Source organism: Bacillus sp. FSL K6-3176 (assembly GCF_038003325.1).
GTDB classification, from domain to species: domain Bacteria; phylum Bacillota; class Bacilli; order Bacillales; family Bacillaceae; genus Bacillus; species Bacillus altitudinis.
Window position 1 is genome coordinate 441,491 of sequence record NZ_JBBOOX010000001.1, and the last position, 25,110, is coordinate 466,600.

At 42.7% G+C, this 25,110-nt stretch carries 26 protein-coding genes; 12 read left to right on the forward strand and 14 right to left on the reverse strand.

The genetic code is table 11. From position 1 onward, the window contains the following. Positions 1-112: 112 nt before the first annotated feature. The 3 genes from MHB38_RS02130 to MHB38_RS02140 all read right to left on the reverse strand — a co-directional run bounded on the left by MHB38_RS02130 (position 113) and on the right by MHB38_RS02140 (position 2,942). A complete protein-coding gene (locus tag MHB38_RS02130) occupies positions 113-1,546 on the reverse strand; it encodes an MDR family MFS transporter (RefSeq protein WP_017358520.1) in 1,434 nt (477 codons plus the stop codon). 16 nt (positions 1,547-1,562) lie between these two features. Further along, positions 1,563-2,429, reverse strand: coding sequence for a TetR/AcrR family transcriptional regulator (locus MHB38_RS02135; protein ID WP_235701432.1), 867 nt, complete (start codon positions 2,427-2,429; stop codon positions 1,563-1,565). Between the two features lie 138 nt (positions 2,430-2,567). Continuing rightward, positions 2,568-2,942: a hypothetical protein gene (locus MHB38_RS02140; protein ID WP_019743157.1), complete on the reverse strand. Its 375-nt coding sequence runs from the start codon at positions 2,940-2,942 to the stop codon at positions 2,568-2,570. A 123-nt stretch (positions 2,943-3,065) separates the two neighbouring features. Between MHB38_RS02140 and MHB38_RS02145 the strand changes: the two genes are divergently transcribed. Beyond that, the gene (locus tag MHB38_RS02145; RefSeq protein WP_338335177.1) at positions 3,066-3,377 is read left to right on the forward strand and encodes an ArsR/SmtB family transcription factor; all 312 of its coding nucleotides are present in this window, start codon (positions 3,066-3,068) and stop codon (positions 3,375-3,377) included. An 81-nt stretch (positions 3,378-3,458) separates the two neighbouring features. Here MHB38_RS02145 and MHB38_RS02150 read toward each other — a convergent pair whose 3' ends face one another. Beyond that, the gene (locus MHB38_RS02150; RefSeq protein WP_341002220.1) at positions 3,459-4,010 is read right to left on the reverse strand and encodes a DUF4865 family protein; all 552 of its coding nucleotides are present in this window, start codon (positions 4,008-4,010) and stop codon (positions 3,459-3,461) included. A gap of 99 nt (positions 4,011-4,109) precedes the next feature. Between MHB38_RS02150 and MHB38_RS02155 the strand changes: the two genes are divergently transcribed. Then, positions 4,110-4,841, forward strand: coding sequence for a LysR family transcriptional regulator (locus tag MHB38_RS02155; protein ID WP_341002222.1), 732 nt, complete (start codon positions 4,110-4,112; stop codon positions 4,839-4,841). Positions 4,842-4,907: 66 nt separating this feature from the next. Here MHB38_RS02155 and gabR read toward each other — a convergent pair whose 3' ends face one another. Continuing rightward, positions 4,908-6,332 carry a MocR-like transcriptional regulator GabR gene (gabR, locus tag MHB38_RS02160; RefSeq protein ID WP_060780767.1) on the reverse strand — a complete coding sequence of 475 codons (1,425 nt, stop codon included), beginning with the start codon at positions 6,330-6,332 and terminating at the stop codon, positions 4,908-4,910. 108 nt (positions 6,333-6,440) lie between these two features. On the opposite strand from gabR, the gene gabT reads away from it, so the two are divergent. From gabT to MHB38_RS02175, 3 genes are read left to right on the forward strand one after another with little or no spacing between them, the layout of a single operon-like run. Beyond that, on the forward strand, positions 6,441-7,757 hold the full coding sequence (gabT, locus tag MHB38_RS02165) for a 4-aminobutyrate--2-oxoglutarate transaminase (protein ID WP_212339300.1): 1,317 nt from the start codon (positions 6,441-6,443) through the stop codon (positions 7,755-7,757). Between the two features lie 21 nt (positions 7,758-7,778). Further along, on the forward strand, positions 7,779-9,167 hold the full coding sequence (locus tag MHB38_RS02170) for an APC family permease (protein ID WP_007498135.1): 1,389 nt from the start codon (positions 7,779-7,781) through the stop codon (positions 9,165-9,167). Next, positions 9,142-10,536: an NAD-dependent succinate-semialdehyde dehydrogenase gene (locus MHB38_RS02175; RefSeq protein ID WP_007498133.1), complete on the forward strand. Its 1,395-nt coding sequence runs from the start codon at positions 9,142-9,144 to the stop codon at positions 10,534-10,536. The genes MHB38_RS02170 and MHB38_RS02175 overlap by 26 nt, the downstream gene beginning before the upstream one ends. Positions 10,537-10,784: 248 nt before the next feature. Here MHB38_RS02175 and MHB38_RS02180 read toward each other — a convergent pair whose 3' ends face one another. The 3 genes from MHB38_RS02180 to MHB38_RS02190 form a co-directional block, all read right to left on the reverse strand. Then, positions 10,785-11,381 (reverse strand): NAD(P)H-dependent oxidoreductase, encoded by a 597-nt coding sequence (locus MHB38_RS02180; RefSeq protein ID WP_341002224.1) that lies wholly within the window; start codon positions 11,379-11,381, stop codon positions 10,785-10,787. A 130-nt stretch (positions 11,382-11,511) separates the two neighbouring features. Further along, entirely contained in the window at positions 11,512-12,126 is a 615-nt protein-coding gene (locus MHB38_RS02185) for a YcnI family copper-binding membrane protein (protein ID WP_341002225.1), read from the reverse strand. A gap of 16 nt (positions 12,127-12,142) precedes the next feature. Next, positions 12,143-13,777, reverse strand: coding sequence for a copper resistance CopC/CopD family protein (locus tag MHB38_RS02190; RefSeq protein WP_046527415.1), 1,635 nt, complete (start codon positions 13,775-13,777; stop codon positions 12,143-12,145). A 505-nt stretch (positions 13,778-14,282) separates the two neighbouring features. On the opposite strand from MHB38_RS02190, the gene MHB38_RS02195 reads away from it, so the two are divergent. From MHB38_RS02195 to MHB38_RS02210, 4 genes are all read left to right on the forward strand, one after another. Next, positions 14,283-15,725, forward strand: coding sequence for a PTS mannitol transporter subunit IICB (locus MHB38_RS02195; RefSeq protein ID WP_046342665.1), 1,443 nt, complete (start codon positions 14,283-14,285; stop codon positions 15,723-15,725). A gap of 95 nt (positions 15,726-15,820) precedes the next feature. Further along, the gene (locus MHB38_RS02200) at positions 15,821-16,255 is read left to right on the forward strand and encodes a PTS sugar transporter subunit IIA (RefSeq protein WP_019743148.1); all 435 of its coding nucleotides are present in this window, start codon (positions 15,821-15,823) and stop codon (positions 16,253-16,255) included. 1 nt (position 16,256) lies between these two features. Further along, entirely contained in the window at positions 16,257-17,378 is a 1,122-nt protein-coding gene (locus tag MHB38_RS02205; RefSeq protein WP_144610453.1) for a mannitol-1-phosphate 5-dehydrogenase, read from the forward strand. A gap of 296 nt (positions 17,379-17,674) precedes the next feature. After that, a complete protein-coding gene (locus MHB38_RS02210) occupies positions 17,675-19,423 on the forward strand; it encodes a methyl-accepting chemotaxis protein (RefSeq protein WP_341002229.1) in 1,749 nt (582 codons plus the stop codon). Between the two features lie 45 nt (positions 19,424-19,468). On the opposite strand, the gene MHB38_RS02215 is transcribed toward MHB38_RS02210, so the two are convergent. From MHB38_RS02215 to MHB38_RS02225, 3 genes are read right to left on the reverse strand one after another with little or no spacing between them, the layout of a single operon-like run. Continuing rightward, positions 19,469-20,335, reverse strand: coding sequence for an RnfABCDGE type electron transport complex subunit D (locus tag MHB38_RS02215; RefSeq protein WP_341002231.1), 867 nt, complete (start codon positions 20,333-20,335; stop codon positions 19,469-19,471). Continuing rightward, entirely contained in the window at positions 20,293-21,270 is a 978-nt protein-coding gene (locus tag MHB38_RS02220; RefSeq protein WP_053070142.1) for an FAD:protein FMN transferase, read from the reverse strand. The genes MHB38_RS02215 and MHB38_RS02220 overlap by 43 nt, the downstream gene beginning before the upstream one ends. 15 nt (positions 21,271-21,285) lie before the next feature. After that, positions 21,286-21,750 carry an FMN-binding protein gene (locus tag MHB38_RS02225; RefSeq protein WP_007498114.1) on the reverse strand — a complete coding sequence of 155 codons (465 nt, stop codon included), beginning with the start codon at positions 21,748-21,750 and terminating at the stop codon, positions 21,286-21,288. 350 nt (positions 21,751-22,100) lie between these two features. Between MHB38_RS02225 and MHB38_RS02230 the strand changes: the two genes are divergently transcribed. Beyond that, positions 22,101-22,493, forward strand: a complete 393-nt coding sequence (locus tag MHB38_RS02230) for a RidA family protein (RefSeq protein WP_007498112.1) — start codon at positions 22,101-22,103, stop codon at positions 22,491-22,493. Positions 22,494-22,736: 243 nt separating this feature from the next. Here the strand turns inward: MHB38_RS02230 and MHB38_RS02235 are convergent, their stop codons facing one another. The 3 genes from MHB38_RS02235 to MHB38_RS02245 are packed head-to-tail and all read right to left on the reverse strand — an operon-like array spanning position 22,737 to position 23,707. After that, positions 22,737-22,979 (reverse strand): DUF2651 family protein, encoded by a 243-nt coding sequence (locus MHB38_RS02235; RefSeq protein ID WP_017366627.1) that lies wholly within the window; start codon positions 22,977-22,979, stop codon positions 22,737-22,739. 31 nt (positions 22,980-23,010) lie between these two features. Continuing rightward, a complete protein-coding gene (locus MHB38_RS02240) occupies positions 23,011-23,304 on the reverse strand; it encodes a DUF5316 family protein (RefSeq protein ID WP_035703839.1) in 294 nt (97 codons plus the stop codon). A 25-nt stretch (positions 23,305-23,329) separates the two neighbouring features. After that, complete coding sequence (locus MHB38_RS02245; RefSeq protein ID WP_341002234.1) at positions 23,330-23,707, reverse strand: VOC family protein; 378 nt, start codon at positions 23,705-23,707, stop codon at positions 23,330-23,332. A 200-nt stretch (positions 23,708-23,907) separates the two neighbouring features. Between MHB38_RS02245 and MHB38_RS02250 the strand changes: the two genes are divergently transcribed. After that, a complete protein-coding gene (locus MHB38_RS02250) occupies positions 23,908-24,159 on the forward strand; it encodes an excalibur calcium-binding domain-containing protein (RefSeq protein WP_370539175.1) in 252 nt (83 codons plus the stop codon). Between the two features lie 103 nt (positions 24,160-24,262). After that, entirely contained in the window at positions 24,263-25,042 is a 780-nt protein-coding gene (locus tag MHB38_RS02255; RefSeq protein WP_370539173.1) for a Cof-type HAD-IIB family hydrolase, read from the forward strand. Positions 25,043-25,110 lie beyond the last annotated feature (68 nt).

Genomic DNA, 25,110 nt, shown 5'->3' on the forward strand with positions numbered 1-25,110 from the left:
TTCTTCAAATTATCAAGGTTTTTCTTCTCTGAATGAACAAATGTATTTTTGAGAAGGACGTTATGTGTGGATAGATGAAAAAAGAGCCGGCGATATGCCGAGCTCTTTGTCTTTATGAAGAAGAGGACGAAGAAGATAACTCCTGCTTCATCACTTTGTTTTTACGTTTTTCTTTTAAGAAGAACGAGAGCACGAGTCCAATGACCGCAATAGCACCAGACACGATAAATGACGTATTCATGCCATGAACGGCTGACTTCATTGGATCGGATAATGCTGCATTGGCAGCAGAGCTGCTCATAATGGAGACAAGCACAGCCGTCCCGATAGAGCCGCCCATTTGTCTCATCGTATTATTCATTGCTGTCCCGTGCGGAATCAAATGCGGTGGTAACGAGTTAATACCGGCTGTTGTCAGCGGCATCATGATCATCCCAACCCCGATTAAGCGAAGTGTGTAGGCCACTGTAATGAGGGCAATCGATGAATCAAGGTTCAGCATCATAAATGGCAGGGAAGTGACAGCTAGTATCGTAAACCCGCCTAGAGCCAGCCCTTTACCGCCTACTTTGTCAAAAATTCGTCCGATAATCGGTGATAGGAATCCCATAAAGAGAGCCCCTGGCAATAAGATCAGCCCTGTATCAAGGGCAGATAACCCTCTGACATTCTGCGTATAGAGCGGCAGAATCGTCTCTGTTCCAATCAGTAAAGCAAAGACGAGCATACCGAGGAAGGTCGTTAAGCTAAAGATCGCAAACTTAAAGACGCCAAACTCAAGCATCGGTCTTTTCAAATTCGACTGACGCAGGATAAAGAAGAACAAGCTCACAGCACCGACAATGAGTGAAATCAGAACGGTAGCACTCGTCCAGCCATACGTTCCGACACTTGAAAATCCGTACAGCAGTCCGCCAAATCCGAAGGAAGACAGGATCACCGATAAGACATCGATACGAGTGTCTCTTTGCTGTGTGACATTTTTCATTAAGAAGAAAGCAAGAATGAGATCAATAATACCGATTGGAAGAACAATATAGAATAAGAACTTCCAGCTAAAGGAATCGACAATCCAGCCGCCAAGTGTTGGTCCAAGCGCCGGTGCGAATGAAATCACTAGTCCGACCATACCCATGGCTTGCCCGCGTTTTTCTTTTGGGAAAATGGTTAAAAAGATCGTTTGCATGAGCGGCATCAAAATCCCTGCGCCAGCTGCCTGCACGATACGTGCTGCAAGTAGCACTGGGAAATTCGTGGCGAACGAAGCAAGAATGGTACCTGCTGTAAAAATGCTAAGAGCCGTTAAGACTAAGGAACGGCTTGAAAATTTCTCAATTAAAAAGGCCGTAATTGGGATGAGAATCCCGTTTGTCAGCATAAAGGCTGTGGTCAGCCATTGACCTTTACTGACATCAATATTGAACTCTTCCATGATATGTGGGATCGCTGGGATGAGAAGCGTTTGGTTTAAGATCGCAACGAACGCCCCAACGAGGAAAATCCCAACAATCACAGACCGGTTATACGATGTTGTTGATTGGTTCATATTATCCCTTCTTTATCTATAAAATAATGCTTTTCAGCTGTGACACGTTTTGTGATAAAACGCTGTGTTTGCCTAAATAATCAAGCAATGAGCTGATTAAAAAGGTTCTCGGTTGGTCCTTTGACAGTTCTTGACTCAGCAGTTCAAACGCAGAGAGGAGATCGTCCTTTTCTTCTCCATTTGAGAGTGTGTGAAGCTCTTGTTTCATCTTTGTTAAGTACGAGATGACAAGCTTTTCTTCATCATATTCTTCCTGTGTGGAAAGCAAATAAGAGTCCATCAGCTGATCTGTTAGCACAGGCTTAATGGAGCAAGGCTTTATTGATACACGGTCCATTACACCGATGATCATTTCGGCGGCATTTTCTAATTGGATGTTCTTGTGCTCAATCGCCAACATCAAGATGAATTCTCTCATTAATCCGTTGAGGACAATCACAAGATCCCACACATAAGGCGCAACAGATTCACCATATGTGCTTAAAATGATGTCTCTGTGCCGCTGCATGATAATGGAGCGTGTCTCACGTAAATGCTTAATGACGATGGGCGAATGCTGTGAAAAAGCTTCAAAGGACAGCATATTCAAAAATTTATGATTCTCTTTAAACTCTTCAAGCTCAAGCTTAATTTTTTTTGTGAATTTTTCCTTTTTGGACAGCGTCGTTTCGGAATGAATGATCTGAGAAATCTCTCTCATTTTGCGCTGATTGTATTTAATCAGTTCCAATAGAAGAGCTTCCTTTGAATCAAACAGTTTATAAATAGACGCTTTTGATATTTTACAGGCATCAGCAATTGACTGCATGGAGACACTCATATAGCCTTTTTGAGAAAATAATTTCTTCGATACCCGCAAAATCTCTTCTTGCTTTTCGTTCATCTTCATAAGTCCTTTCCGAATCGGCAAAACCATATGGTCACAATGGAAACCGAGTGGTCACTTTTGCTATGATAACAAAACCAATGGCACATGACAAGAAAATGAACTTAAAAAAATACCTGCCCCAATGACAGGTATTTATCCTTCCGCATGTGCGGCATATATGTGGATTTGTCCGTTACGTTCGATGATCAAAAGGTCTTTCCGCTCCTTGACAGAGTAAATAGGTGTTCCTTTTTTCAACCGAGAAGCTGTTCCATGTTCAAAATGTTTGGCAGCTGTTTTCTGAATGACACCTACTTGCTGGTGTTTTGTTACATTTAATGATTTTGTCCAATCTATGTTTGTTTCATAGATCGTTTCTTCCCATTGAAATAAATCTGCCTGTGGATCGAGAGTTAATAACTCTTCTGCACTAGGTGGTTTTGACTCAAATTGCTGAACAGATTGGCAGGCGCATAAGCTCGTTGCCAATAAGAGCATGAATAAGCAAGTCCATATTGTCCGTGTCAAATAATGTTCTTCCCTTCAAAATAGTGTCTATGAGTCATAGTCGTTTCCATAGGTTGTCGCGTTACAATGTCATAGGCGAGTAACGAGATTGTATGTTAGAACAAAATACGATACATTTATCGTATGAATAATCCAAACCATCCAACCCAAGAAAACATGAGACTCATTTCTGTGCTGCAAGCATTGGCTGACCCTGTTCGGCTGGAGATTGTCCGCTGCTTAGCAGAAGCGGGTGAGAGAACATGCGGTACGTATCATATGAACATTGCCAAATCCACGCTGTCGCATCACTTTAAAGTACTAAGAGAAGCAGGCATCGTGAAAGTGAGAATTGACGGGAAGCACCGTTACTACTCTCTCAGAAAGGACGACATTGATACCGCTTTTCCAAGCCTCTTGTCATCCGTATTAGCTGTAGACAAGGAGCGGTGGTAAGAGAATCTTGCATCAACAAATGACAAATCCCCAAGGCATTGTAACCTTGGGGATTTGTGATGCGTCTCGTGTAAAACGGAATTAGGCCATTGAATGATCCATAGACAGATGGACAATGTCATAAATGTGAATCTGCTGCTCTATATTCTCTGGTAATGAGTCCATAAAAGAATATTTGACGCATTTCCATTTATCGGGGTTATATACGATGACTTCACCCTTATTGTCGTTAAAATGGGAAAAGTGATGGGCGATATCTAGGTTTTCAAGGCAATCAGTAGGGTGAATCGTCACATACTCTTCAAGAACGAATTTGCTAAGATGAAAGTCATTTGTTAAATGAACGGAATACGTGATGCCAATATTGATTTGTTTCCAGCCAAAAGAACGTAAAATATGATCAAATGACCCCTTAAATACAAAATCCGTCATGCCCTCAGATTGTTTCCAAATATACAATGGGCAATAGCCATTGTGTAAACTTCTATGTTTGTCTTTTTCAGTGATCAAATAAGCTTTAAATAATAAATCCTGATATCCATCTGTTTTCCATCCATTGTTTCGTACTCTTTTTCTAACGATATTCATATCATAATCCGCAGGCAGATCCACATGATATTGCATGGCATGCATTGAAACACTCCCTTTCAATAGCCATCATAATCGACTTCAAACCAGTTGAATAATACATATTTGTGTTATTGTTATCACAAAAAGTGATAGGTGATCATGATGAATATAAATGATTTGATTATTTTTATAGAGGTGTATCAAAAAGAATCGATTAATCAAGCGGCTAAAGCTTTAGGGTATGCGCAATCCAATATTTCTCAAAGAATCAAAGCGCTTGAAACTTTATATGATGCAACATTTTTTATCCGGCATCATCATGGAATCAGTTCAACAGGACAGGGGGATTTATTTTATCAATACGCTCAAAAAATCGTAAAAGAAACGAAGTCCATTCAACAAAAATTGACTTCAAAGAAAAAGAACGTTTTATGCTCTGAACTTCTATTTAACGTTTTATACGAGCAACGAGTTTTAGAGGATATTCAAGCAACTGATTTTATCATTGCTTCATCAAGTACGATCAACAAAAAGTTAACAGAGGATGTGTATGATCAAATTATTTCTTTTAATCAAATGGAAAAAGCGGAATATCAATTAAAAGAGGTAAAGAGCTTGGCATTGAACGTGTATGGAAAATCTAAAGAAATATACGATGATGATATTTCATTGGTCGTGAATCGTGATCAGATTTGCCCATTAAGACATGAGGCAAGACGTATGCTGGGTGATCGAACCCTATTTGAGTTAGATTCGTTTGAAGGAATGATCAAAATCGTTGAACAGGGAGATGGTATTGCGTTACTTCCAACCAACTTAAAAAGCATTCAAACACTCGTGAAATTGCTAGAAAAAAATATTCACATCAACTATTACGTTTATGAAAGAATGTGATCGTAACACTCCTCTGTCGGTTTAGTCTCGTCAAAGGAGCGCCACGATTCATCTACATGAGCTGTTTCATTTCCCATAAATCGAGTCATACAGGCGTTTCACCGCTGGCTTAATATCCTCTGGCCGCATGTGCGAAAAGCCGAGGACGAGCGGGACAAAGCCTTCTTTGTGACCAGGCACATGCTCATCAAGGGTAAAACGGTCCATCCCGTACATTTTCAGCTTTCGGTCTTTGGCGCGTTGTAAAATCTCATGCTGCGTCCGATCTGAGCGGAATTCTGCGATAAAATGCAGCCCTGCATTTTCCCCGATAATCCGTACATTGTCACGAAAGACAGTGTCGAGTTCTCCAATGAGCTGTTTTCGTTTTTCCTCATATAGCCCATTCATTCTTTTAATATGCCGCTGATAGGCGCCATCTTTTATAAAATAAAGAAGGGTGTATTGTGTAAAAAGATTGGCTGTTTGGATGAAAAAGTGCTGTTCTTCCTTATAGCGTCTTAATAAATGTTGCGGTAGCACCATGTAGCTGATCCTCAAGCCGGGCAGCAATGATTTCGAAAAGGTCCCCATATAAATGACTTTGTCATAGCGGTCAAGGCTCTGCAGCGCCGGTATGCTGTCTGTGCCGTACTTAAATTCACTGTCATAATCGTCCTCAATGATATAGCGATCTGGCTGATCAGCTGCCCAGTTTAATAGCTGTATCCGCCTAGAAATCGGCATGATCACCCCTGTTGGGAACTGATGAGAAGGCGTAATGATCAAGACATTTGGCTCTTTCTTCTGAATATCGCTCATCCGCACCCCTTTTTGATCAATGCCAATCGTTTCAATCCGGTGATGATTGTTTTTCAGCATTTGATACAGTCTGCGGTAGCCGGGGTTTTCTAATCCATATATTTGATCAGCTGGAAGGATGCTAGATAACGAATGAATGAGCGACTGTGTACCTGCACTTAAAATGAGCTGTTCAGGGTAGCATTTGACCCCTCGTGCAAGTCCAATCAGCCGGGCAATTGTTTCCCGCAGCTCATAGACGCCTTGTGGGTGCGGCAGCTCACCAAAGGCTTCTTGGTGGAGATGAATCGCTTTTTGCTCACTTTTCAGCCAACTTTTAAAAGGAAAATTGGCTGTATCAACAGAAATATGAGAAAAGGAATACCAGTCATCTCGCTCAATCGGATTCTCTTTTAAATCTGCTGGAAGGGAAGAGGGTTTCAGTTGACCTGATTCATGAAATGTTTCCAGTGATTCCACAAAAAAGCCTTTCCGTTCAACTGAATATAAATATCCCTCGGCAAGCAGCTGCTGATAGGCGCCATTCACTGAATTGACGCTGACGTTTAAAGTATCTGCTAACTCTCGTTTAGACGGTAATTGATCGTGTGGCTGCAGGTTGCGGTTTAAAATTTCCTCTTTAATTTTTGTATAAATTTGATGATAAATAAATCCGTTTTCCCCTGTTTGATCTAGTTGAATTGTCAGCATCTCGTCATTCCATCCTCTCTGGTACCATGAAAAAAATGATATTGGTACTTTCTATCATACCAAAAAATATTCAGAATAATAAAAAAGACATAAAGGGGATGGGTGACAATGAGTCAAACGACAACAAACCGTTTTTCAACAGAGGAATGGCAAGGGAAAAGAGATCAATACGTCGCAAGAGGCGTAAGTAATGGCAACCGTCATCTTGCAGCGAAAGGGAAGGGAGCCGAGCTTTTCGATATTGATGGCAATCGTTTTATCGATTTTGCAGGCGCCATCGGTACATTAAATGTAGGACACTCCCATCCAAAGGTTGTGGAAGCAGTCAAAGCACAGGCAGATAGCCTGATTCATCCAGGATTTAATGTCATGATGTACGCATCCTATATCGAATTGGCAGAAAAACTATGCCACCTCACACCAGGCGACCACGACAAAAAAGCCATTTTCTTAAATTCAGGTGCCGAAGCGGTTGAAAACGCAGTGAAAATTGCCCGTAAATATACGAAAAGACAAGCGGTTGTCTCATTTACAAGAGGCTTCCACGGAAGAACGAATATGACGATGAGCATGACAAGCAAGGTCAAGCCTTATAAATTTGGATTCGGACCATTTGCGTCAGAGGTTTATCAAGCGCCGTATCCTTATTACTATCAAAAACCTGAAGGATTAAGCGATGCAGCCTACGACGAATACATCATCGATCAGTTCAATCAATTCTTTGTCGCAACCGTTGCACCAGAAACAGTCGCTTGTGTGGTGATGGAGCCAGTCCAAGGGGAGGGCGGATTCATTGTACCATCGAAGCGTTTTGTCCAGCATGTCGCTTCATTCTGTCAGCAACATGGAATCGTATTCGTGGCAGATGAGATCCAAACAGGATTCGCAAGAACAGGGAAATACTTTGCGATTGAACACTACGATGTGGTGCCAGACTTAATCACTGTGTCAAAATCACTTGCAGCTGGCCTGCCGCTGAGCGGTGTTGTTGGCAGAAAAGAATTACTTGATGCAGCGGACCCAGGGGAGCTAGGAGGAACGTATGCTGGCAGTCCATTAGGCTGTGTGGCGGCTTTGGCTGTACTTGATATTATTGAAACAGAACAACTGAATGAACGATCTGAACACATTGGACAAGTCATTGAGGACAAAGCGAATGAGTGGAGAAGTCAGTATTCATTCATCGGGGAAGTCCGGCGATTAGGGGCAATGGCGGCCATTGAAATTGTGGAAGATCAAAAAACGCGTACACCAGATAAGAAGACAGCCGCAGCGATTGCAGCCTATGCAAACAAGCACGGACTACTCTTATTAACGGCAGGGATCAATGGGAATATTATTCGCTTTTTAACACCACTTGTCATCACAGATGAGCTGCTGCAAGAAGGACTAGGGATTATCGAAGACGCCTTCACAGCACGCTAAACAACAAAGGGGGATGGTTGTATGCAAAAACAACAAATGGCTAAAACCATGTCGCAGTCAGACGTACTGTTTTTATCCATTGGTGCAATGCTTGGCTGGGGCTGGGTTGTACTTTCGGGAGATTGGATTTTAACAGCTGGATTTTTAGGAAGTGTGATTGCCTTTGTCATAGGGGGCATTCTCGTCATCTTTATTGGACTAACGTATGCAGAGCTTTCCTCTGCAATTCCAGAAACAGGCGGAGGACTCGTCTTTGTCCAGCGGGCATTTGGGATCAAATCAGCGTTTGTCTCCGCATGGGGCGTATTGTTCGGTTATGTGTCGGTGATTACGTTTGAAGCGGTCGCACTTCCGACAGTCATTGACTATGTCATTCCAACACAGCATGTTGGTTTCCTATGGAATATAGGAGGATGGGATGTTTACTTTACATGGGTATTGATTGGATCTGGCGGTGCGCTGTTTTTAACAGCTCTCAACTACATTGGCGCAAAACCTGCTGCCATTTTTCAATCGGTGTTCACAGTGGCCATTATCCTGACAGGTTTTCTTCTATTAGGCGGAGCTACATTTAATGGAGATTTTGCAAACCTTGAGCCGATGTTTCAAGGCGGGGTTGGCGGTCTGATGGCTGTGTTAGTGATGATTCCCTTTTTATTTGTTGGGTTTGATGTCATCCCGCAGGTAGCGGCGGAGATTAACGCACCGAAGAAGATCATCGGGAGAATTTTGATTATCTCCATTGTGAGTGCGGTTGTATTTTATCTACTCATTGTCTTTGGAGTAGCGGCAGGATTGTCAAAAGGTCAGCTTGAGGCTTCATCACTGGCAACAGCAGATGCCATGGTACAGCTTCTTGGTCATCAGGCGTTTGGGACTGTGCTTGTCATTGGTGGTGTAGCAGGCATTGTGACGAGCTGGAATGCATTTATCATTGGTGCAAGCCGTATCCTCTATGCAATGGCGGAAAGAGGCATGATTTCCAAATGGTTTGCGTATATTCATCCGAAGTATAAAACACCGACAAATGCCATTTTGTTCTTAGGTGCATTGGCCTTTTTTGCACCATTACTAGGCCGACCTGCCCTCGTGTGGATTGTCAATGCAGGCGGTGTGGGCATCATCGTTGGGTATTTGATTGTGTCCATTGCCTTTATGAAACTTCGCAAGACAGAACCTGAACTTGAGCGTCCATACCGCATTAAATATTGGCGGACGACCGGCGTTTTTGCCATTGGACTCAGTCTCCTTTTTCTATCATTTTATTTTCCTGGGATGCCGGCTTCCTTATCATGGCCAGCTGAATGGATTTTACTTTTAGGTTGGGCACTCATTGGGTATATACTATATGTAATGAATCCAAGAACGAAGGAGAAGGTAGAGCATGACAAACGAACTCAAAGTGTATAATCCTGCAACCGGAGAAGAAATTGCCTCAGTTGCTCAGCATACAAAAGAACAGATTGAAGATGCGATCACTCGCTCACACAAAGCATTCAAAACATGGGCAAAAACGTCGGCCCATGAACGTGCAAATATCATTCGCAAATGGTTTGATCTCATGATCGAGCATAAAGAAAGGCTCGCAAAAATCATCACAGAAGAAAACGGGAAGCCGTATCAAGAAGCATTAGGGGAAATCGTCTATGCCGCTGGATATATTGAGTGGTACGCAGAGGAAGCAAAGCGGATTTACGGCAGAACGATCCCGTCTCATACGACAAACAAACGCCTATTTGTCACAAAACAGCCAGTCGGTCCTGTTGCGGCGATTACACCATGGAATTTCCCTGCGGCGATGATTACAAGGAAGGCTGCACCAGCGCTTGCGGCGGGCTGTACGTTTATCGTGAAACCTGCTGAAGACACGCCGCTTACGGCCATTGAGCTTGTGAAATTAGGCCATGAAGCCGGAATTCCAGAGGATGCCTTGCAATGGGTGATTGGAGATGGAAAAGAAGTGGGGGAAATCTTCACAGATAGTCCATTGATCCGCAAGATCACGTTTACTGGCTCAACACCAGTTGGAAAACATCTCATCAAAAACAGTGCGAGCACAGTGAAACACGTTTCTATGGAACTTGGCGGTCATGCCCCGCTGATCGTAGATAAGGACGCCAACCTTGAATTGGCTGTGAAACAAGCAGTGGCATCTAAATTCCGTAATGCAGGTCAGACGTGTGTTTGTGCCAATCGATTAATTGTCCATGAAGAAATTCATGAAGCATTTGCGCAAAGTTTCAGCAAAGAAGTGGAAAAGCTGAAAGTAGGAAATGGGTTTGAGGAAGGCACGTCCATCGGACCGATTATCAATAAGCGAGGCTTCGATAAAATTGTCGACCAAATTCAAGATGCCGTGGATAAAGGGGCGAAAGTTCTTGTCGGCGGCGATACACATTTTGACGATGAGAAGTCATATTATTTTGTTCAGCCGACGGTGCTAACTCATGTCGATCCTTCAATGAACATTATGCATGAAGAGACGTTTGGTCCAGTTGCACCCATTACGACATTTAGCACATTAGATGAAGCCATTGAATTAGCGAACGATACACCTTTTGGACTTGCGGCTTATTTCTTTACAGAGAATTACCGCAATGGTCTCTATATATCTGAGAATCTAGATTACGGGATTATTGGCTGGAATGACGGCGGACCATCCGCTGTGCAGGCACCTTTCGGCGGTATGAAAGAGAGCGGTATTGGCCGTGAAGGTGGCATCGAAGGCATCGAGCCTTATTTAGAAACGAAGTATGTGTCAATTGGTTTAGACGAATAACATGTGAAAAAGACTGTCCGAGAAGCCTCGGTAGTCTCAGCGTGTAGACAAACCCTCGCATTCTTTGTCAGTCCTGCGTGCTGGTGCTCACGAATGTCAAATTCGCTCCGCGCCAGTACTCGTCCTTCCTAGACTGCAAAGGTTTTCTATCACGCTGAAAAGGAAGACAAAGGGCTAAAATCAAGTTCATTTTAGCCCTTTATCAACAATCTGTGACTGTCCGAGAAGCTTCGGCAGTCTTTTTTATGTTAAACAGCCGGTGGGAAAAGTTGATCCACCGTTTCTTTTGTTTCTCTGAGAATCTCGTGGATGTCGTCTGCAGATGCTTGTTCCATGCTGCTGAACAAGAGCCGTTCGACTGGCTGAACGCCGATCAGATCGAAGGCGGCTGTATCTGTCGTCATGTGATGGCTGGGGGTGATGATCATATTTGAATTAAGAAAGGTCCTCGGTGCATCATGCGTATTAATAATGACCCCTTTTTTGTCTCGAAGCAGATTTTTCACCACTCCGTTTTCATTGATCTCATACGCAAACCCCTCTGAAAAAACGCGCTCTACATAACCCTTTAGCATCGCCGGCAAGCCTGTCCACCATATTGGAAAGATAAACGTGAGGACATCAGCTTGTTGAATCAGCTTCTGCTCTCTTTGAACCGGTGCCGGCACATGTCCGTTTCTCATGGCAACCTTTTCTGCTGTTGTCAGCTCTGGCGGAAAGCCAATGCTATACACATCACGAACCGTCACATCATGACCATTGTTCAAAAGAGTGCTTACAACAAGATCTAATAGGGTTTGATTTAAGCTTTGCTGGGGATGAGCAAATATGATTAGATGGTTCATCTCATAGCCTCCTAGGTGGTCATGTGTCTCATTATGGCATGCACGAGTATCCTATTCAATCCTATATTGGAAATGATAGGTTGGGAAAATAAAAAGCGACCGCTTGAAAAAACGATCGCTCATGTAAGGCTTATTTCTTTCTAAAAGCAAGTCCAAGTGCAATTAATGCCACAACTAAGGCTGCAATGGACAGACCAAGAACAAGTGGTGAAGAAGAAGAAGAGGCTGTTTCAGATGCCTTTTCTTCTTTTGGTTTTTCTTGACCATGTGAATCCGTTACGGTATTAGACGCAACAATATTTGTGATCGAATGAGGCTTGTCAGCGTCCTTGTCGCCAGTCCATTCAACTACTGTTCCATTCTTGTAATATTGATACGCATCCCATGCCGCTTCGCCGGCTTTTTCAGGGTTTTTTGCGACAAACACGAATTGCTGGAACTGGCCAGCAAGGACACCATCGCCAGTTGCTTCCCAAGTGACTCTTGTGACTTTTCCGTTTTTCTCTTCAGTTGTTGTTTTCCAGCCAGGCACTGGCTCGTATTGCTGGAATTCTACGCCTTTAGGCATCGTGATGACAACCTTTGTTGTCGGACTGTCGCTTTCAGAAGGTACTTTTAACGTATAGGTTTCCCAAGCATTCGTTGCAGATGTATCAGGTTTGACTGTCACGTGTGCACTCACAGGAATCGCCAGTAAAAATGAAGCGAGAAGCATTGGTAATAAAGCTTTAACGTATTTTTTCATATGATATGAACTCCTTTTAGTTTCTTCTAATGAATGTCGTATCGATGTTGTCAAAAGAACCAGTTAATGCATGAATCTCAATTTTCCAAGTGCCTTTTTCATTTAGTAAGAGGTTTTCAGCCGAGAAGTGTCCATTCTTTAATCGTTTCAGCTGAAATTCGTTTGGCGTTTCATCACCGAACAAGGAGACTTTGTGGATCTTAGCTGTCACTGATTGAATGTCTGTGATCGTTTGTCCATCCTTCTTCGTAAATGCCACCTCGAACGTGTTTTTACCTGGAGCATTCGGGGTAATGCTCAAAGACACAAGGTCACGATGCTCCACCTGATTGGCTCCAAAGAATGGCTCTGGTGCAGGCGGCGGAGGACTTGGGATATTGGTGAATACGGCTGTTAATAGTAAAATAGCGATCCCAATGATCCACTCTGCTCGTAAAGATACGTTTCGTTTCTGCTTCTTTTCCCATCTCAGCATCAAATAATGGACGAGCCCAAGAAGACCCATGATGATAAATAAACCAAGTTTGATTAAGAAGGTGCGTCCATAAGCTGATTGGAAAAGGGCATCAAATGATTGCAGAATAAAAATCGCATTCACAAACCCAGAAAACACAATCAGTCCAACTGAGAGCAGTGCCCACGGATGAAAAGCTGTCAGGGTGCTGCGTATGAGCGGCTGATCTTCATTCGGCAGTTTCTTCATCAAAAGAAGGACAATGGCTGTTAAGCCGCCGACCCAAATAGATGCAGAAATGAGATGAATGAAGTCAAGTGACGTTGTCAGTATTTTATTATCTGTTGCGGCTGGATGACCGATTTGTGCTTTTAGCCATAGGAGCACAGTGAAAATGAGCAGTGGAAACAGCCATACCCGGAAGGAAGTGAAGTTTCCTTTTTTCATCGCCACAATCGTCCAGATCGACAGTAGAACAAATGACGCCATTAGCATCATCCACAGACTCCCGCCCGAAGTCGACGCAATGGTTTCTTGTAAAAGTGATGGTTGAAATGCCCCTAAAAAGGACACGTCTGCCGCTGACTTAGTTTGAATCGGCAGCTGGAACAAGAGTGCTCCGCCCATCATGATCAATGAAACAGTTAAGAGTCGCTTCATTCGCCGAGCTAAAACGTCGGTTATGGCCGCTTTAAACCATAGAAGCCCAAATAAAATGGTTCCAAGAAATAAGCTAAATGACGTATACAGAAAGGCTTTGTCAATGGTTGAAGCCATATCGATGGATTCACTTGATTGTCCTTGATCTAATTGATCAAATCCTCCATCCGCTTTTCCGATACTAAACGGAATCATGCCAGACACAGAGTGCCCATCGGCTGATACCGCATTCCACTGAATGGTGTAAATGCCTTTTGGTAAATTCTTTTTTAAAGCTGCTTCCATGATCTTTTGCTCTTTGATGACCGTATCTCCTTGATCCACACGATCCCCTTTTGCATTGAACACCTTAATGGCATGAAATCCACTTTCGATCCCTTCACTAAAGGTGATCGAGACTGCAGGAGGCTGCTGATCCAGCTCTTCATTTGCTACTGGATTTGAGCTCACCACATATGCATGAGCAAATGCTTCTTTTGGAATGAAAAATGAGAACATGAAGAGAAGTAGCAGAAGCCACTTACGATATTTCAACAATGTGAATAACCGCCTTTCTACCTATGAAAATGTCTCATGTATCAGAAAGAAAGCGGCAGTAAACTGTGAGTCACAGAAAAACCGCTCTTTCTATTGTATCGCCCACTCTAAAAGGTAAACGAAACAAATAGCAAGATGGTTCACTTTTTCTGTGTCATGTCTTGTCTGCGCAGACGTTTCTTGAATGTTTGATCAATATAAGCCTATTCGATTTAAGTAGAGGAAACAAGAAGTGACCATTTGAAAGTTGTGAAATTCCAATGAATTTTGCGCCAAAACAACAGTAGATTCAACTTTTACCCCGCTATCATCTATGGTATGCCGAGAGGTGTCACATCATTTTTCAATTTTGTCACACACTAAGTGACAAAGTGACATTTAGTTTCAATTGAAGGGAAAGTGAAAGCGTTTTACGATAGGTATAAGGGCTTCACTGACTCTTGTTCTTATATCTTTTGACCTATAAAGCCCGAAATAAAGGGAGAGAAGAAAGGGGTTTTCACAGATGCAGGAAAAAAGCGGATTCCGCGTGAAAGTACAGCGCTTTGGAAGCTATTTAAGCGGCATGATTATGCCGAATATTGGTGCATTTATTGCATGGGGACTGATTACAGCTTTGTTCATTCCAAGTGGTTATCTTCCGAATGAGCAATTAGCTACACTCGTTGGACCGATGATTAACTACTTACTGCCGCTCTTAATTGGTTACACAGGCGGTAAACTCGTCTATGACCATCGAGGCGGAGTGCTCGGTGCTACAGCTACGATTGGGGTCATTGTTGGCTCAGACATTCCAATGTTTTTAGGTGCCATGATCATGGGGCCGCTGGGCGGTTATCTTATTAAGAAAATCGACCAGCTGTTCAAAGACCGAATCAAATCTGGCTTTGAAATGCTTGTGAATAACTTTACGGCAGGTATCCTCGGTGCCATTCTTGTTGCCATTGCATTCTATGCTATCGGCCCAGTGGTACTAGGTCTGAATAAAGCCCTTGCGGCAGGTGTAGATATCATTGTCAATGCTCATTTACTACCGCTGGCAAGTATCTTCATTGAACCTGCAAAAGTATTATTCTTAAACAACGCGATTAACCAAGGTATTTTAGGGCCGTTAGGGGTCGAGCAAGCAGCGAAGACAGGGCAGTCTGTTCTGTTCTTGCTTGAAACAAACCCAGGGCCAGGTTTAGGTGTTCTTCTTGCGTATATGTTCTTTGGAAGAGGAAATGCGAAACAGTCTGCACCAGGTGCCATTGTCATTCAGTTCTTAGGAGGAATCCATGAAATTTACTTCCCGTACATCTTAATGAAACCAAAACTTATTTTGGCTGTCATTGCAGGGGGAGCAAGTGGTGTCCTGACGTTCACATTATTAAATGCAGGATTAAAAGCTGTGCCGTCACCAGGAAGTATTATTGCGCTTATGCTGATGTCTCCAAAAGGCGGTCACCTTGCCGTTTTAGCAGGTGTTGTCGTAGCAGCTATCGTATCGTTCCTTGTCGCATCGGTCATTTTGAAAGCATCTAAAGAAGTTGACGAAGATTTAACAGCAGCAACAGAAAAGATGCAGGACATGAAAGGCAAGAAAAGTGCAGCAGCCGCTGCTCTTACAGCACAAAATGAAAATGCTGAAGCTAATGAGCAAGCAGCATCTCCAAGTGATGTCAATCCAGATGAAGTGAATAAAATCATCTTTGCCTGCGATGCAGGGATGGGTTCAAGTGCAATGGGTGCGTCCATTCTGAAAAACAAAGTGAAAAAGGCAGAGCTTGATATCGATGTGACAAACACATCGATCAGCAACATCCCAGATGATGCTGATGTGGTCTTTACTCATAAAGATTTAACAGACAGAGCCAAGGCAAAGCTGCCAGGCGCTGTGCATATCTCAGTGGATAATTTCTTAAACAGCCCGAAATATGATGAGCTAATTGAGAAATTGAAAAAATAACATGACGAAACGGGTTGAGTCCAATTTTTCCTAATTGAACTCCCCGTTTTGGTTGTTTTCCTGATTTTTATTCTAAAAAAGGTGTGTGATCATGTATGAAACAAGTACTTTCTAAAGACAATATTTTTCTAAACGAACAAGCAGGTTCTAAAGAAGAAGCCATCAAAAAAGCAGGCGAAGTCCTCGTAGCAAACGGCTACGTCACAAGTGATTATGTCGACAAAATGTTTGAAAGAGAAGAGATCTCTTCTACATTTATGGGGAACGGCATTGCAATCCCTCATGGAACAGAGGATGCGAAAGCGGCTGTCCTTCATTCAGGGATTTCGATTATCCAAATTCCAGATGGTGTTGAATATGGTGAAGGAAATGTGGCGAAAGTCGTCTTTGGGATTGCTGGAAAAAACAACGAGCATCTTGATATTCTGTCTCAAATTGCGATTGTCTGTTCAGAAGAAGAAAATGTAGAACGGATCATTCATGCAAAGGATCAGGATGAACTGATCGCCATCTTTAATGAGGTGAACTAATATGAAGGCACTTCATTTTGGAGCAGGGAATATCGGCAGAGGGTTTATCGGATCTTTGTTAAAGGCATCAGGCTTTGAGCTTGTCTTTACCGATGTGAATGAAGCGGTCATCCATGAGCTGAATGAAAGAGGAGAATACACGGTTGAACTCGCAGCACCAGGGCAGAAGCAAGAAGTAGTCGGGCCAGTATCAGCGATCAATTCTTCGCAAAACCCAGCGGCATTAACAGAGGCCGTTGCCACAGCCAATTTGATTACAACAGCTGTTGGACCAGCCGTATTGAAGATCATTGCCTCATCGATTGCTGAAGGATTAAAACAAAAAAAGCCGGACCATATCATCAACATCGTGGCATGTGAAAATATGATTGGGGGAAGTGCTCATTTAAAAGAAGCGGTGTTCTCTCATTTAACAGCAGATGAGCAAGCAGCGATATCACAAACCGTTGGCTTTCCGAACGCTGCGGTTGATCGCATTGTTCCGATTCAGCACCATGAGGACATTCTCAAAGTGTCGGTTGAACCATTTTTCGAGTGGGTCATTGATGAGACGGGCTTTATTGGAGATGTTCCGCAAATTGACGGAGCGACCTTTGTCCAAGATTTGACGCCGTATATTGAACGGAAGCTCTTCACCGTCAATACAGGACATGCACTAGCGGCTTATGTCGGGTATCAGCAAGGCGTAAAAACCATTAAAGAAGCTGTTGATACACCAGACATTCGTCAGGTTGTCGAAGGTGCCCTTCATGAAACGGGCAGTTATTTAATTGACGCGTATGGCTTCCGAAAAGAAGAACATGATGCGTATATTCAAAAAATCATCAAGCGATTTGAAAATGCTTTTATTTCCGATGAAGTGACTCGTGTCGCACGCTCTCCTCTTAGAAAGCTGGGAGCAGATGACCGTTTAATCGGTCCAGCGAAAAAGATCAAGCAGCCAGTGTACTTAATCAAAGGGATCGCTGCCGCTTTGGCTTACGACTTTGCAGAAGACGAAGAAGCGGTTCGCTTGCAGGCATTAAGGAAAGAAAAAGGCATTGAAGGTGTGCTTCAAGAGGTATGTGGACTCAAACCTGAAGACGATCTCTATCAAGACATCCTCAAAGAAACCGAGCGATAATCAAAAAACCCCTTTCTAACGTGAAAGGGATTTTCAGCGTATAGACAAACCCTCGCATTCGGTGTCAGTCCTGTGTGCCGGTGCTCACGAATCTCTCATTCGCTCCGCTCCCATACTCGTCCTTCCTAGTCTGCAAAGGTTTTCTATCACGCTGAAAAGAAGACAAAGGGCTAAAATCAATTTTAGCCCTTTGTCAACAATCTGAGATCCCTTTCTAACGTGAAAGGGATTTTTTCTATGACTTTTTTAATACTTTCCCCTGCATGACGATATATGTAGTAAGGGGGAATTAGAACATGAAAAAGAAAGCGTTTGCTTCAAGGAGTGTCTTTTTTCAATTGATGTCAGCCATTATCGTTATTACAATTTTAACAGGCGGACTTGTAGGAACAACGGGGTATTTTTTAGCGAAAAATGTCTTAATTGATGCAGGGAAAGCAGATTTAAAACACATCGTAAATGGAGCGATGGCCACTCTTGAACAATTGAACGACCGTGTGGAGAACAAAGAACTGACGCTTGAACAGGCGCAGGAACAAGCTCGTATTTACTTGAGCGGGCCGAAGAATGACAACGGGAAAGGGTATCAATTTCAAAAATCAGATTTCATCTATAAAAATAAAGGCTACCTTGTCGCATATGGAGCCGATTATTCATCACAGGTTCATCCGGTTAACGACATCGGCGTCATCCCAGATAACACGACAAATCGTCAAAAAATGGTCGCTGGCGCCACAGCAAAAGGCGAGGATGCACACTATATCACCTATATGGATAAAGACGATGCCACGGGGGAAGAAAAGCAAAAACTCGCTTATATGAACCAGTTTACACCGTGGAATTGGAGTATAGGAATCGCTGTATTTCAGGATGAATTTTATAAAGAACTAGAGCAGATGAAGCTCTATATTATTCTCATTACAGCAGGTGTCGCTCTTTTAAGTATGGGTGTCTTTTATTTGGCAGCCCGAGGAAAAGTAAGACTGCTCAAGCAAGTCACGGCTGCTTCAAAAGAAATTGCGGCGGGCAATCTTGAACGCACCAGCTTAAAAGAAACCTCGGATGAAATTGGGCAGTTGGCAAAAGGTTTTAATCATATGTCAGGAGAGCTTAGAGCACTTGTGAGCGGTTTGCAGGAAACGAGCAGCCAGCTCGTCGAATCTGCGACAGATCTATCCGCCATCTCTGAAGAAACATCCGCTAGCAGTGAAGAAATTGGCCGAGCGATTGGAGACATCTCAACAGGGACCCTTCATCAGGCATCAGACCTTGAGGTAGCCAATCAACAAATGACTCAGTTCAATCAATCCATTGAAAACGTCAAAGAACAAAGCGACCAGATCAAACGAATTTCAGACCAGTCGAACCAATCTTCCGAGCAGGGTCAGCAAATTGTCCAGCAATTAAAACAATCAAATGAGCAATCCATTCAGGCATCTCAAGGCATTCGATCAGGGATTGAGCAGTTAAGTACAAAAGTACAAGATATTTCTCAAATCACAGATACCATTGAAAGCATTTCAAATGAAACGAACTTACTGGCCCTGAATGCGAGCATTGAAGCAGCTCGTGCAGGAGAGCATGGCAAAGGATTCTCGGTTGTGGCGAGTGAAGTGCGGAATTTAGCTGAACAGACAAAGCAATCAGCCGTTCAAATCCAGCAGATGATTCAAGGCATTAAAGAAGAAACGACGGCTACAGCTGGCATGATGTCCAAAACAATGGATCGTTTTGCCGAGCTTGATGAAGCGGTTCATGCAACAGAACAAGAATTCAATTCCATCTCTACATTGATTTCACAAACCATCGTTGAAACGAATGCGATGGCAAAAGAGCTGAACACATTACTGGAACAAAACGACCTCATCACAAAAGCGATGCATGGTGCAGCCCATATTTCTCAAGAAAATGCCGCAGCGATTGAAGAAATCACTGCATCTACAGACGAACAAGTCACCGCCATCTCCAATGTGGCGAAGGCAGCAGAAAGGCTCAATGAGCTAAGCATGCGATTGAATCAAGATATTGCACGTTATCGTTTATAAGGTATGGTCAAACGGACGTCGAAAAGTCGATGTCCGTTTTTTTATTTAGACGACTTTCGTCCTTTTTGCCCGTCGCTTTTGATTTGTTTGGTACGTTCGATAGGCTTTCCAAGCATTGGCACATAAAAGCCCTGTGAGTAAGTAAGATAAGCTATTAAATAAATAGAAGTCCACACATGAAACGACAGCACAGAGGATACCAAAGATGATTTGATCACGATTCTTTGCTGGTGAAGTAGGTGGATCAGTCAACATAAAGAATGCAAGGAACAAGACAGCATTTAAGTAGGGCGTCATAAAAGCAGATGAAGCATCCGTTAAGCCAATGAATCCCAATATGAGGTGAATGAGTCCGTATGCGGCTAGAAAGGCGAAAACTTGCGGGAACTTTTGTACGCGGCTTGTCACCAAATAACCGCCGACCACCACTAGGATTATAGTCCACCAAGGTAGAAGAGACATACCGCCCCACCAGCTTTGATTGGAAGAAAATAAAATGACTGAGAGCCATAAACCAAACGCAGCTGGATTCAAAATCGGCTTCTTTTGATAAGTGATGACATGCTTAGATAAAATGGCCGCTGCAGCTGTGAAAGCAGATACAGCAAAAGAAGTGGCTGGACTGAGAACAATGCCAATAATCAGCCCTGTGAGCAGAGCTCCATCAGGGAATGTGTGTTTATGACGTTTCCGAATCACTCTTGTAATAAAAGTGTCAAGAATCAGTGCTGTCCCGATGCTGGTGGCAACTGTAGTGAGACCACTAAGAAATCCAGTGTGCAGACTGCCGGCGGCTAGAAGAACCAAAAGAATGGCGATGACATACCGTTTCGGCGTCCGAATGTAGGTTTTTAGTGAAGGCGATGATTTCAAAAATGTTTGGTCTGTGGTTGGTGCTGGCTGTAATTCCATGATGGAACCTCCTTCATCTCCGGTGTTAGGGTCATATCAGCATCTTGATCCACCATCACGGCAGGTATTTCATGTTCGGCTAAAAAAGAATAACCTCCTTCTCTACCTAATAAAAAAGCAGCTGTAGAGAGACTATCTGCGAGCATACCGAGTGGTGCAATGACGGTACAGCTTAACAAACTTTGTTCAGACTGTTTCGTTTGAGGGAGAATCAAATGGTGCGTATGAGGATCATTACGGCTGATCCGTTCATAGCTTCCAGATGTACAAATCGCACAATTAGTCGTTTGAATGATCGAGATGTTGGTCTGTTTGTGAATGGGATGCCGAATCCCAATTGTCCACTCTTCTTGTTGTTCGTTAAATCCAGATACCAACACATCCCCACCAGCATTCATCATAAAGCCTTCCCATGCTTCAAGCTCTTTTGCGGCAAGATCGCACGCAAATCCCTTTGCAATAGAACCAAAATCCAAAATCAGCGGTTTGTTCAAATAAATCGTCCGATTCGTCTCGTTTAACTGGACGTCACGGTAATGAACAGCTGTATGTGGTACGTCATCTGATGAAAAAGTTTGTCCTGTCGTATATAAACGATCGAATCCTTTTTGTTCCATGACTTTCCCGATGGTTGGATCATACTTTCCATTTGTTAATTCAGCTAACTCTAACGCATAGGCTGTTAAATCGAAAAGCATTTCACTGACTAATACCTCTTGCTTGGAGCGATTGGCTAACTTCATGACTTCCGAATCAGAGCGGAAACGGCTAAACCGATGTTCGATATCGTAAAAAATGGAAAAAGCGCGATTGATGTCTTCTAAAACAGCTCGTCGATCTTCTTCATAGGCAACCACTTGAATATTGATAACAGTTCCCATAGCCAGCATGGATTTTTGATAAGTTATCAGTTTTTGTTGTCCTAACCATTTCATCATAGTGTCTCCTCTCTATGCCTTTGCCTGCTCTAAAGCCTGAGCAACGGCTGTTTCAAAATCCTGAGTACTTAATGTTGCACCGCTCACCGTATCTACATCAGCACTTTGTCTGATAACCACTTCATTAGGTAATGATGAAATGGAGCTTTGCCCGTATCTAGTGTTATCACTCGTAATCTCGACAGAAGTGATATTTCCTTGTTTGATGGTAACAGATACACTGATAGAGCCAATCTCATTTGATCCAGTACCAGAAAAAGTACCATCCTTGAGTTCAGTTTCTGAAGTGGTATCTTCTGTTTGAGTGGCGGTAGTATCTGATGTGAGAGATGTATCGTTTGAAGAAGCGTCTGCTTGTGTATTTGATTGTGCTGTTTGAACGGCTTGAGCGTGATGGGTAGTTGCATAACCAGTGATGTATAAGCTGCTGATGGCTGCGGTGCAAAGACTAATCATTTTCTTATTTATTTTTGCCATGATGTATCCTACCTCCTATTACGATCTACTATATAGAAGAAATTTGAACAAACCATGAACAAGAAAAGAACGATTTTAGATAATGGGTATGAAGAATCAAAATATTGCACGTTATCGTTTATCATTTATTTTTGACTGTGGTTCATTTATCAGGTAGGATGAAATAAATCTAAACCTTGCTCACGCAATCAAAAAGGGGTGTTTCGGCCATGAAAAAGAAAATATTGATGTTCTTACCTTGTGGCTACGGATACTCCACTGCTGTTTTCTTTTAGGATAGACAAAAATTGGTGAAGTCTGTCTACAGGAGGAAAAACACGCAGAAAAATCATAGTGAGTCAGGGATTTACATGGAAAAAATCACGAGAAAAAACCCAGAAAGTATGCCGAAACCCGTTGGCAACTACAGTCATATCACAAGGGTGCCAAAGGGTGCGGGGTTATTTGTGACATCAGGTCAAGTAGGGACAGGAGCGGATGGACAGATCCCATCAAGCTTAAACGACCAAGTCACCAATACGTTTGAAAATATAAAGAGAATCCTTGCATCAGAAGGATTGAATGAAGAACACGTCATCAAAGTCAATATTTGGGCAACAGAAGAAATTGATTGGGATCATCTATATCCACAGTGGGATGCAATCTTCAAAACGGCATATCCATCAATGACCGTTGCCTATGTGACTGCATTAGGGTGGCCAGAGCTGAAAATCGAAATAGAGCTATGGTGTGCGGATATTTAATCAAAAAAAGAACAGTGCAAACTGTTCTTTCAGCGAGTAGCCAAACCCTCGCATTCTTTGTCAGTCCTGCGTGCTGGTGCTCACGAATGTCAAATTCGCTCCGCTCCAGTACTCGTCCTTCCTAGACTGCAAAGGTTTTCTATCACGCTGAAAAGAAGACAAAGGGCTAAAATAAAGAATCATTTTAGCCCTTTGTCAACAATCTGAAAGAACAGTGCAAACTGTTCTTTTTTTGATGAGTATTTATGAAACAGCTTTGAATCGCTTTGTAATGAATGCACCGAGAAATGCACAGACTGTGTAGACGATGACCCAAATGAGAAAGGTTTTATTTCCACCAATAGAGGTGAACATCAGAATCACACTCGCTACCAGCACAATCAAGGTGGGAAACCAAATGTTCTTTAAAAACAATGTGCCGAAAATACCAATCAGCACAGAGATCACGGGTAAACCAAATACAACGAATAAGACAAAAACAGCCATATTAATTACTCCTTTGAACCAAATCAACTATTTACATAAAAACATATAACAGTGCTGCACCCATATGCGGAAGAGCAAAGATGATGAAAAGAAACGCCGTATCAAGACGAAACATCCGGTGTTCTTTTGTTTCAGAGTGATAGGCCGCTCGTGCCTCTTCCCCGTTGGTCCATGCACCCATAAGAAATCCAGATGCAACGAACGCAATAATAGAGATTCCACCACTGACGAATCCAATCCATTCATGGTGCTGTAATATGAGCGCCGCACTGCAAATCACCAGCATGGAGCAAACACCAGCAAAAAAAGCATGTTTCTTTCTCATTACGCTTCACTCCTTCGGACAGCTATTAGGAGACCGCATCACATATTTCAATGAAATGTCCATCAGGATCAGACACATAACTGACCGTTTGTCCCCACGGCTTCTTGGCAGGTTCCTTGATGACAGGTACTCCTTTTTCCTTCAAGGACGCAATGGTTTCATTCACATCATCCACAACAAAGCCAATCTCAAACGTTTGTGATGAGCTGACTGCCTCTGAAACAGGCAGCCCAAGTGACTCTTTCACATCTTGGCGTGAATTAATCGATAAGGTCACTTCTCCTGTATCAAACTCAACATAGGATTCAACTCTCAATTTAATCGGGAAACCGAGGATATGATGGTAGAACTGAATACTTGCTTCAACATCGTTTACATATAGAATGGTATATTTCATTTTCATATGGAAAGCTCCTCTCTTCATATACGTGTCAAAACCGGAAAGGTTTCCCACTCATTTTAACATATAGGTCATAAGAATTATTAAATTCCAAAAAAACCAATATTTTCACCTCAATCGTCTTGAAAAACAAAATGTGGTGACATATGATAAAAATGTAAAATGAGAAAAAATAGGGGGGAACTTACATGTTGAAAAAAATCATGGTGGCTGTCATATCATTCGGTCTTTTACTTAGCTTTACACAAGTTGACACTCACACAGCGGATGCAAAGACAGTCAAGTACAAAAACTGCAAAGCACTCAACAAAGTGTATAAAGGCGGCGTGGCAAAAAGCAAAAATACGAAAAACAAAGGTGGAAAAACGAAGTACAAGCCTTATGTATCAAAAGCACTTTACTTAAAAAATAAACACCTTGACCGTGATAAAGACGGCATCGCATGTGAACGTTAAGAAGAAGAAAAAAGACCTGTCACAAGGTCTTTTTTCTTTGGGATCAAACTCGTCCCTTTGTGCCATCTTCATCTTTATATTAAAATAAAGATAGATTCAAAAAATGATACAAAGTGGGGTACTCAATTTGTCAACACAAGCTGATAAGAAAGACATCCGATTGATTGCCATTGATATGGATGGCACGCTGCTAAACAGTGAGCACGTCATTCCTGAGGAAAATAAACAAGCCATTAAAGAAGCAGAAGCCAAAGGGGTCCATGTGGTGATTAGCACAGGACGTACGCTGATGACATGCCGAGAGCTGGTCGAGCCGCTAAAACTCTCTTCCTATCTTGTCACAGCGAATGGAAGTGAAATTTGGGATTCAAACTTCCAGTTGATTGAACGGGAACTGCTGCATCCCGATCACGTTCAGATGATGTGGGATCTAAAAAACAGATACGAAACCGATTACTGGGCATCTACTGTGGATAAAGTGTGGAGAGGAGAATTCCCAGAACGCATTCATGACCACGAATGGTTGAAATTCGGTTTTGATATTCATGACGATGCTGTTCGTGAGGAAGTCCTCCATACATTGAAAACAAATGGACAGCTAGAAATCACGAATTCCAGCCCAACCAATATCGAAGTCAATGCAGCAGGCATTAACAAAGCGGCAGCTCTTGCAAAAGTTGCAGAACGCATTGGCTGTACAATGGACAACGTCATGTCACTTGGCGACAGTCTGAATGATATGGCGATGATTCAAGAAGCCGGATTAGGCATCGCAATGGGCAATGCACAAGAAGTTGTGAAAGAAGCGGCTGATTGGATTACGGCTCCTAATACAGAACACGGGGTAGCAAAAGCCATCCAGCATTGGGTGCTGTCTAAATAAACGAGTAGAAAAAGTGAGAGGACATGACCTCTCACTTTTTTTGTTTTCTACTAGTTCTATTGTTATAT

Excerpts from the sequence above, each read along its gene's own strand:
- MHB38_RS02135 (WP_235701432.1), bottom strand. The coding sequence starts at position 2,429 with ATGAACGAAAAGCAAGAAGAGATTTTGCGGGTATCGAAGAAATTATTT.
- gabT (WP_212339300.1), top strand. The coding sequence starts at position 6,441 with ATGAGTCAAACGACAACAAACCGTTTTTCAACAGAGGAATGGCAAGGG.
- MHB38_RS02155 (WP_341002222.1), top strand. The coding sequence starts at position 4,110 with ATGAATATAAATGATTTGATTATTTTTATAGAGGTGTATCAAAAAGAA.
- MHB38_RS02215 (WP_341002231.1), bottom strand. The coding sequence starts at position 20,335 with ATGGAATTACAGCCAGCACCAACCACAGACCAAACATTTTTGAAATCA.
- MHB38_RS02220 (WP_053070142.1), bottom strand. The coding sequence starts at position 21,270 with ATGAAATGGTTAGGACAACAAAAACTGATAACTTATCAAAAATCCATG.
- MHB38_RS02195 (WP_046342665.1), top strand. The coding sequence starts at position 14,283 with ATGCAGGAAAAAAGCGGATTCCGCGTGAAAGTACAGCGCTTTGGAAGC.
- MHB38_RS02245 (WP_341002234.1), bottom strand. The coding sequence starts at position 23,707 with ATGAAAATGAAATATACCATTCTATATGTAAACGATGTTGAAGCAAGT.
- MHB38_RS02185 (WP_341002225.1), bottom strand. The coding sequence starts at position 12,126 with ATGAAAAAATACGTTAAAGCTTTATTACCAATGCTTCTCGCTTCATTT.
- MHB38_RS02145 (WP_338335177.1), top strand. The coding sequence starts at position 3,066 with ATGAATAATCCAAACCATCCAACCCAAGAAAACATGAGACTCATTTCT.
- MHB38_RS02170 (WP_007498135.1), top strand. The coding sequence starts at position 7,779 with ATGCAAAAACAACAAATGGCTAAAACCATGTCGCAGTCAGACGTACTG.
- MHB38_RS02175 (WP_007498133.1), top strand. The coding sequence starts at position 9,142 with ATGACAAACGAACTCAAAGTGTATAATCCTGCAACCGGAGAAGAAATT.
- MHB38_RS02205 (WP_144610453.1), top strand. The coding sequence starts at position 16,257 with ATGAAGGCACTTCATTTTGGAGCAGGGAATATCGGCAGAGGGTTTATC.
- MHB38_RS02250 (WP_370539175.1), top strand. The coding sequence starts at position 23,908 with ATGGTGGCTGTCATATCATTCGGTCTTTTACTTAGCTTTACACAAGTT.
- MHB38_RS02150 (WP_341002220.1), bottom strand. The coding sequence starts at position 4,010 with ATGCATGCCATGCAATATCATGTGGATCTGCCTGCGGATTATGATATG.
- MHB38_RS02235 (WP_017366627.1), bottom strand. The coding sequence starts at position 22,979 with ATGGCTGTTTTTGTCTTATTCGTTGTATTTGGTTTACCCGTGATCTCT.
- MHB38_RS02130 (WP_017358520.1), bottom strand. The coding sequence starts at position 1,546 with ATGAACCAATCAACAACATCGTATAACCGGTCTGTGATTGTTGGGATT.
- MHB38_RS02255 (WP_370539173.1), top strand. The coding sequence starts at position 24,263 with ATGATACAAAGTGGGGTACTCAATTTGTCAACACAAGCTGATAAGAAA.
- MHB38_RS02230 (WP_007498112.1), top strand. The coding sequence starts at position 22,101 with ATGGAAAAAATCACGAGAAAAAACCCAGAAAGTATGCCGAAACCCGTT.
- MHB38_RS02225 (WP_007498114.1), bottom strand. The coding sequence starts at position 21,750 with ATGGCAAAAATAAATAAGAAAATGATTAGTCTTTGCACCGCAGCCATC.
- gabR (WP_060780767.1), bottom strand. The coding sequence starts at position 6,332 with ATGCTGACAATTCAACTAGATCAAACAGGGGAAAACGGATTTATTTAT.
- MHB38_RS02210 (WP_341002229.1), top strand. The coding sequence starts at position 17,675 with ATGAAAAAGAAAGCGTTTGCTTCAAGGAGTGTCTTTTTTCAATTGATG.
- MHB38_RS02240 (WP_035703839.1), bottom strand. The coding sequence starts at position 23,304 with ATGAGAAAGAAACATGCTTTTTTTGCTGGTGTTTGCTCCATGCTGGTG.
- MHB38_RS02200 (WP_019743148.1), top strand. The coding sequence starts at position 15,821 with ATGAAACAAGTACTTTCTAAAGACAATATTTTTCTAAACGAACAAGCA.
- MHB38_RS02180 (WP_341002224.1), bottom strand. The coding sequence starts at position 11,381 with ATGAACCATCTAATCATATTTGCTCATCCCCAGCAAAGCTTAAATCAA.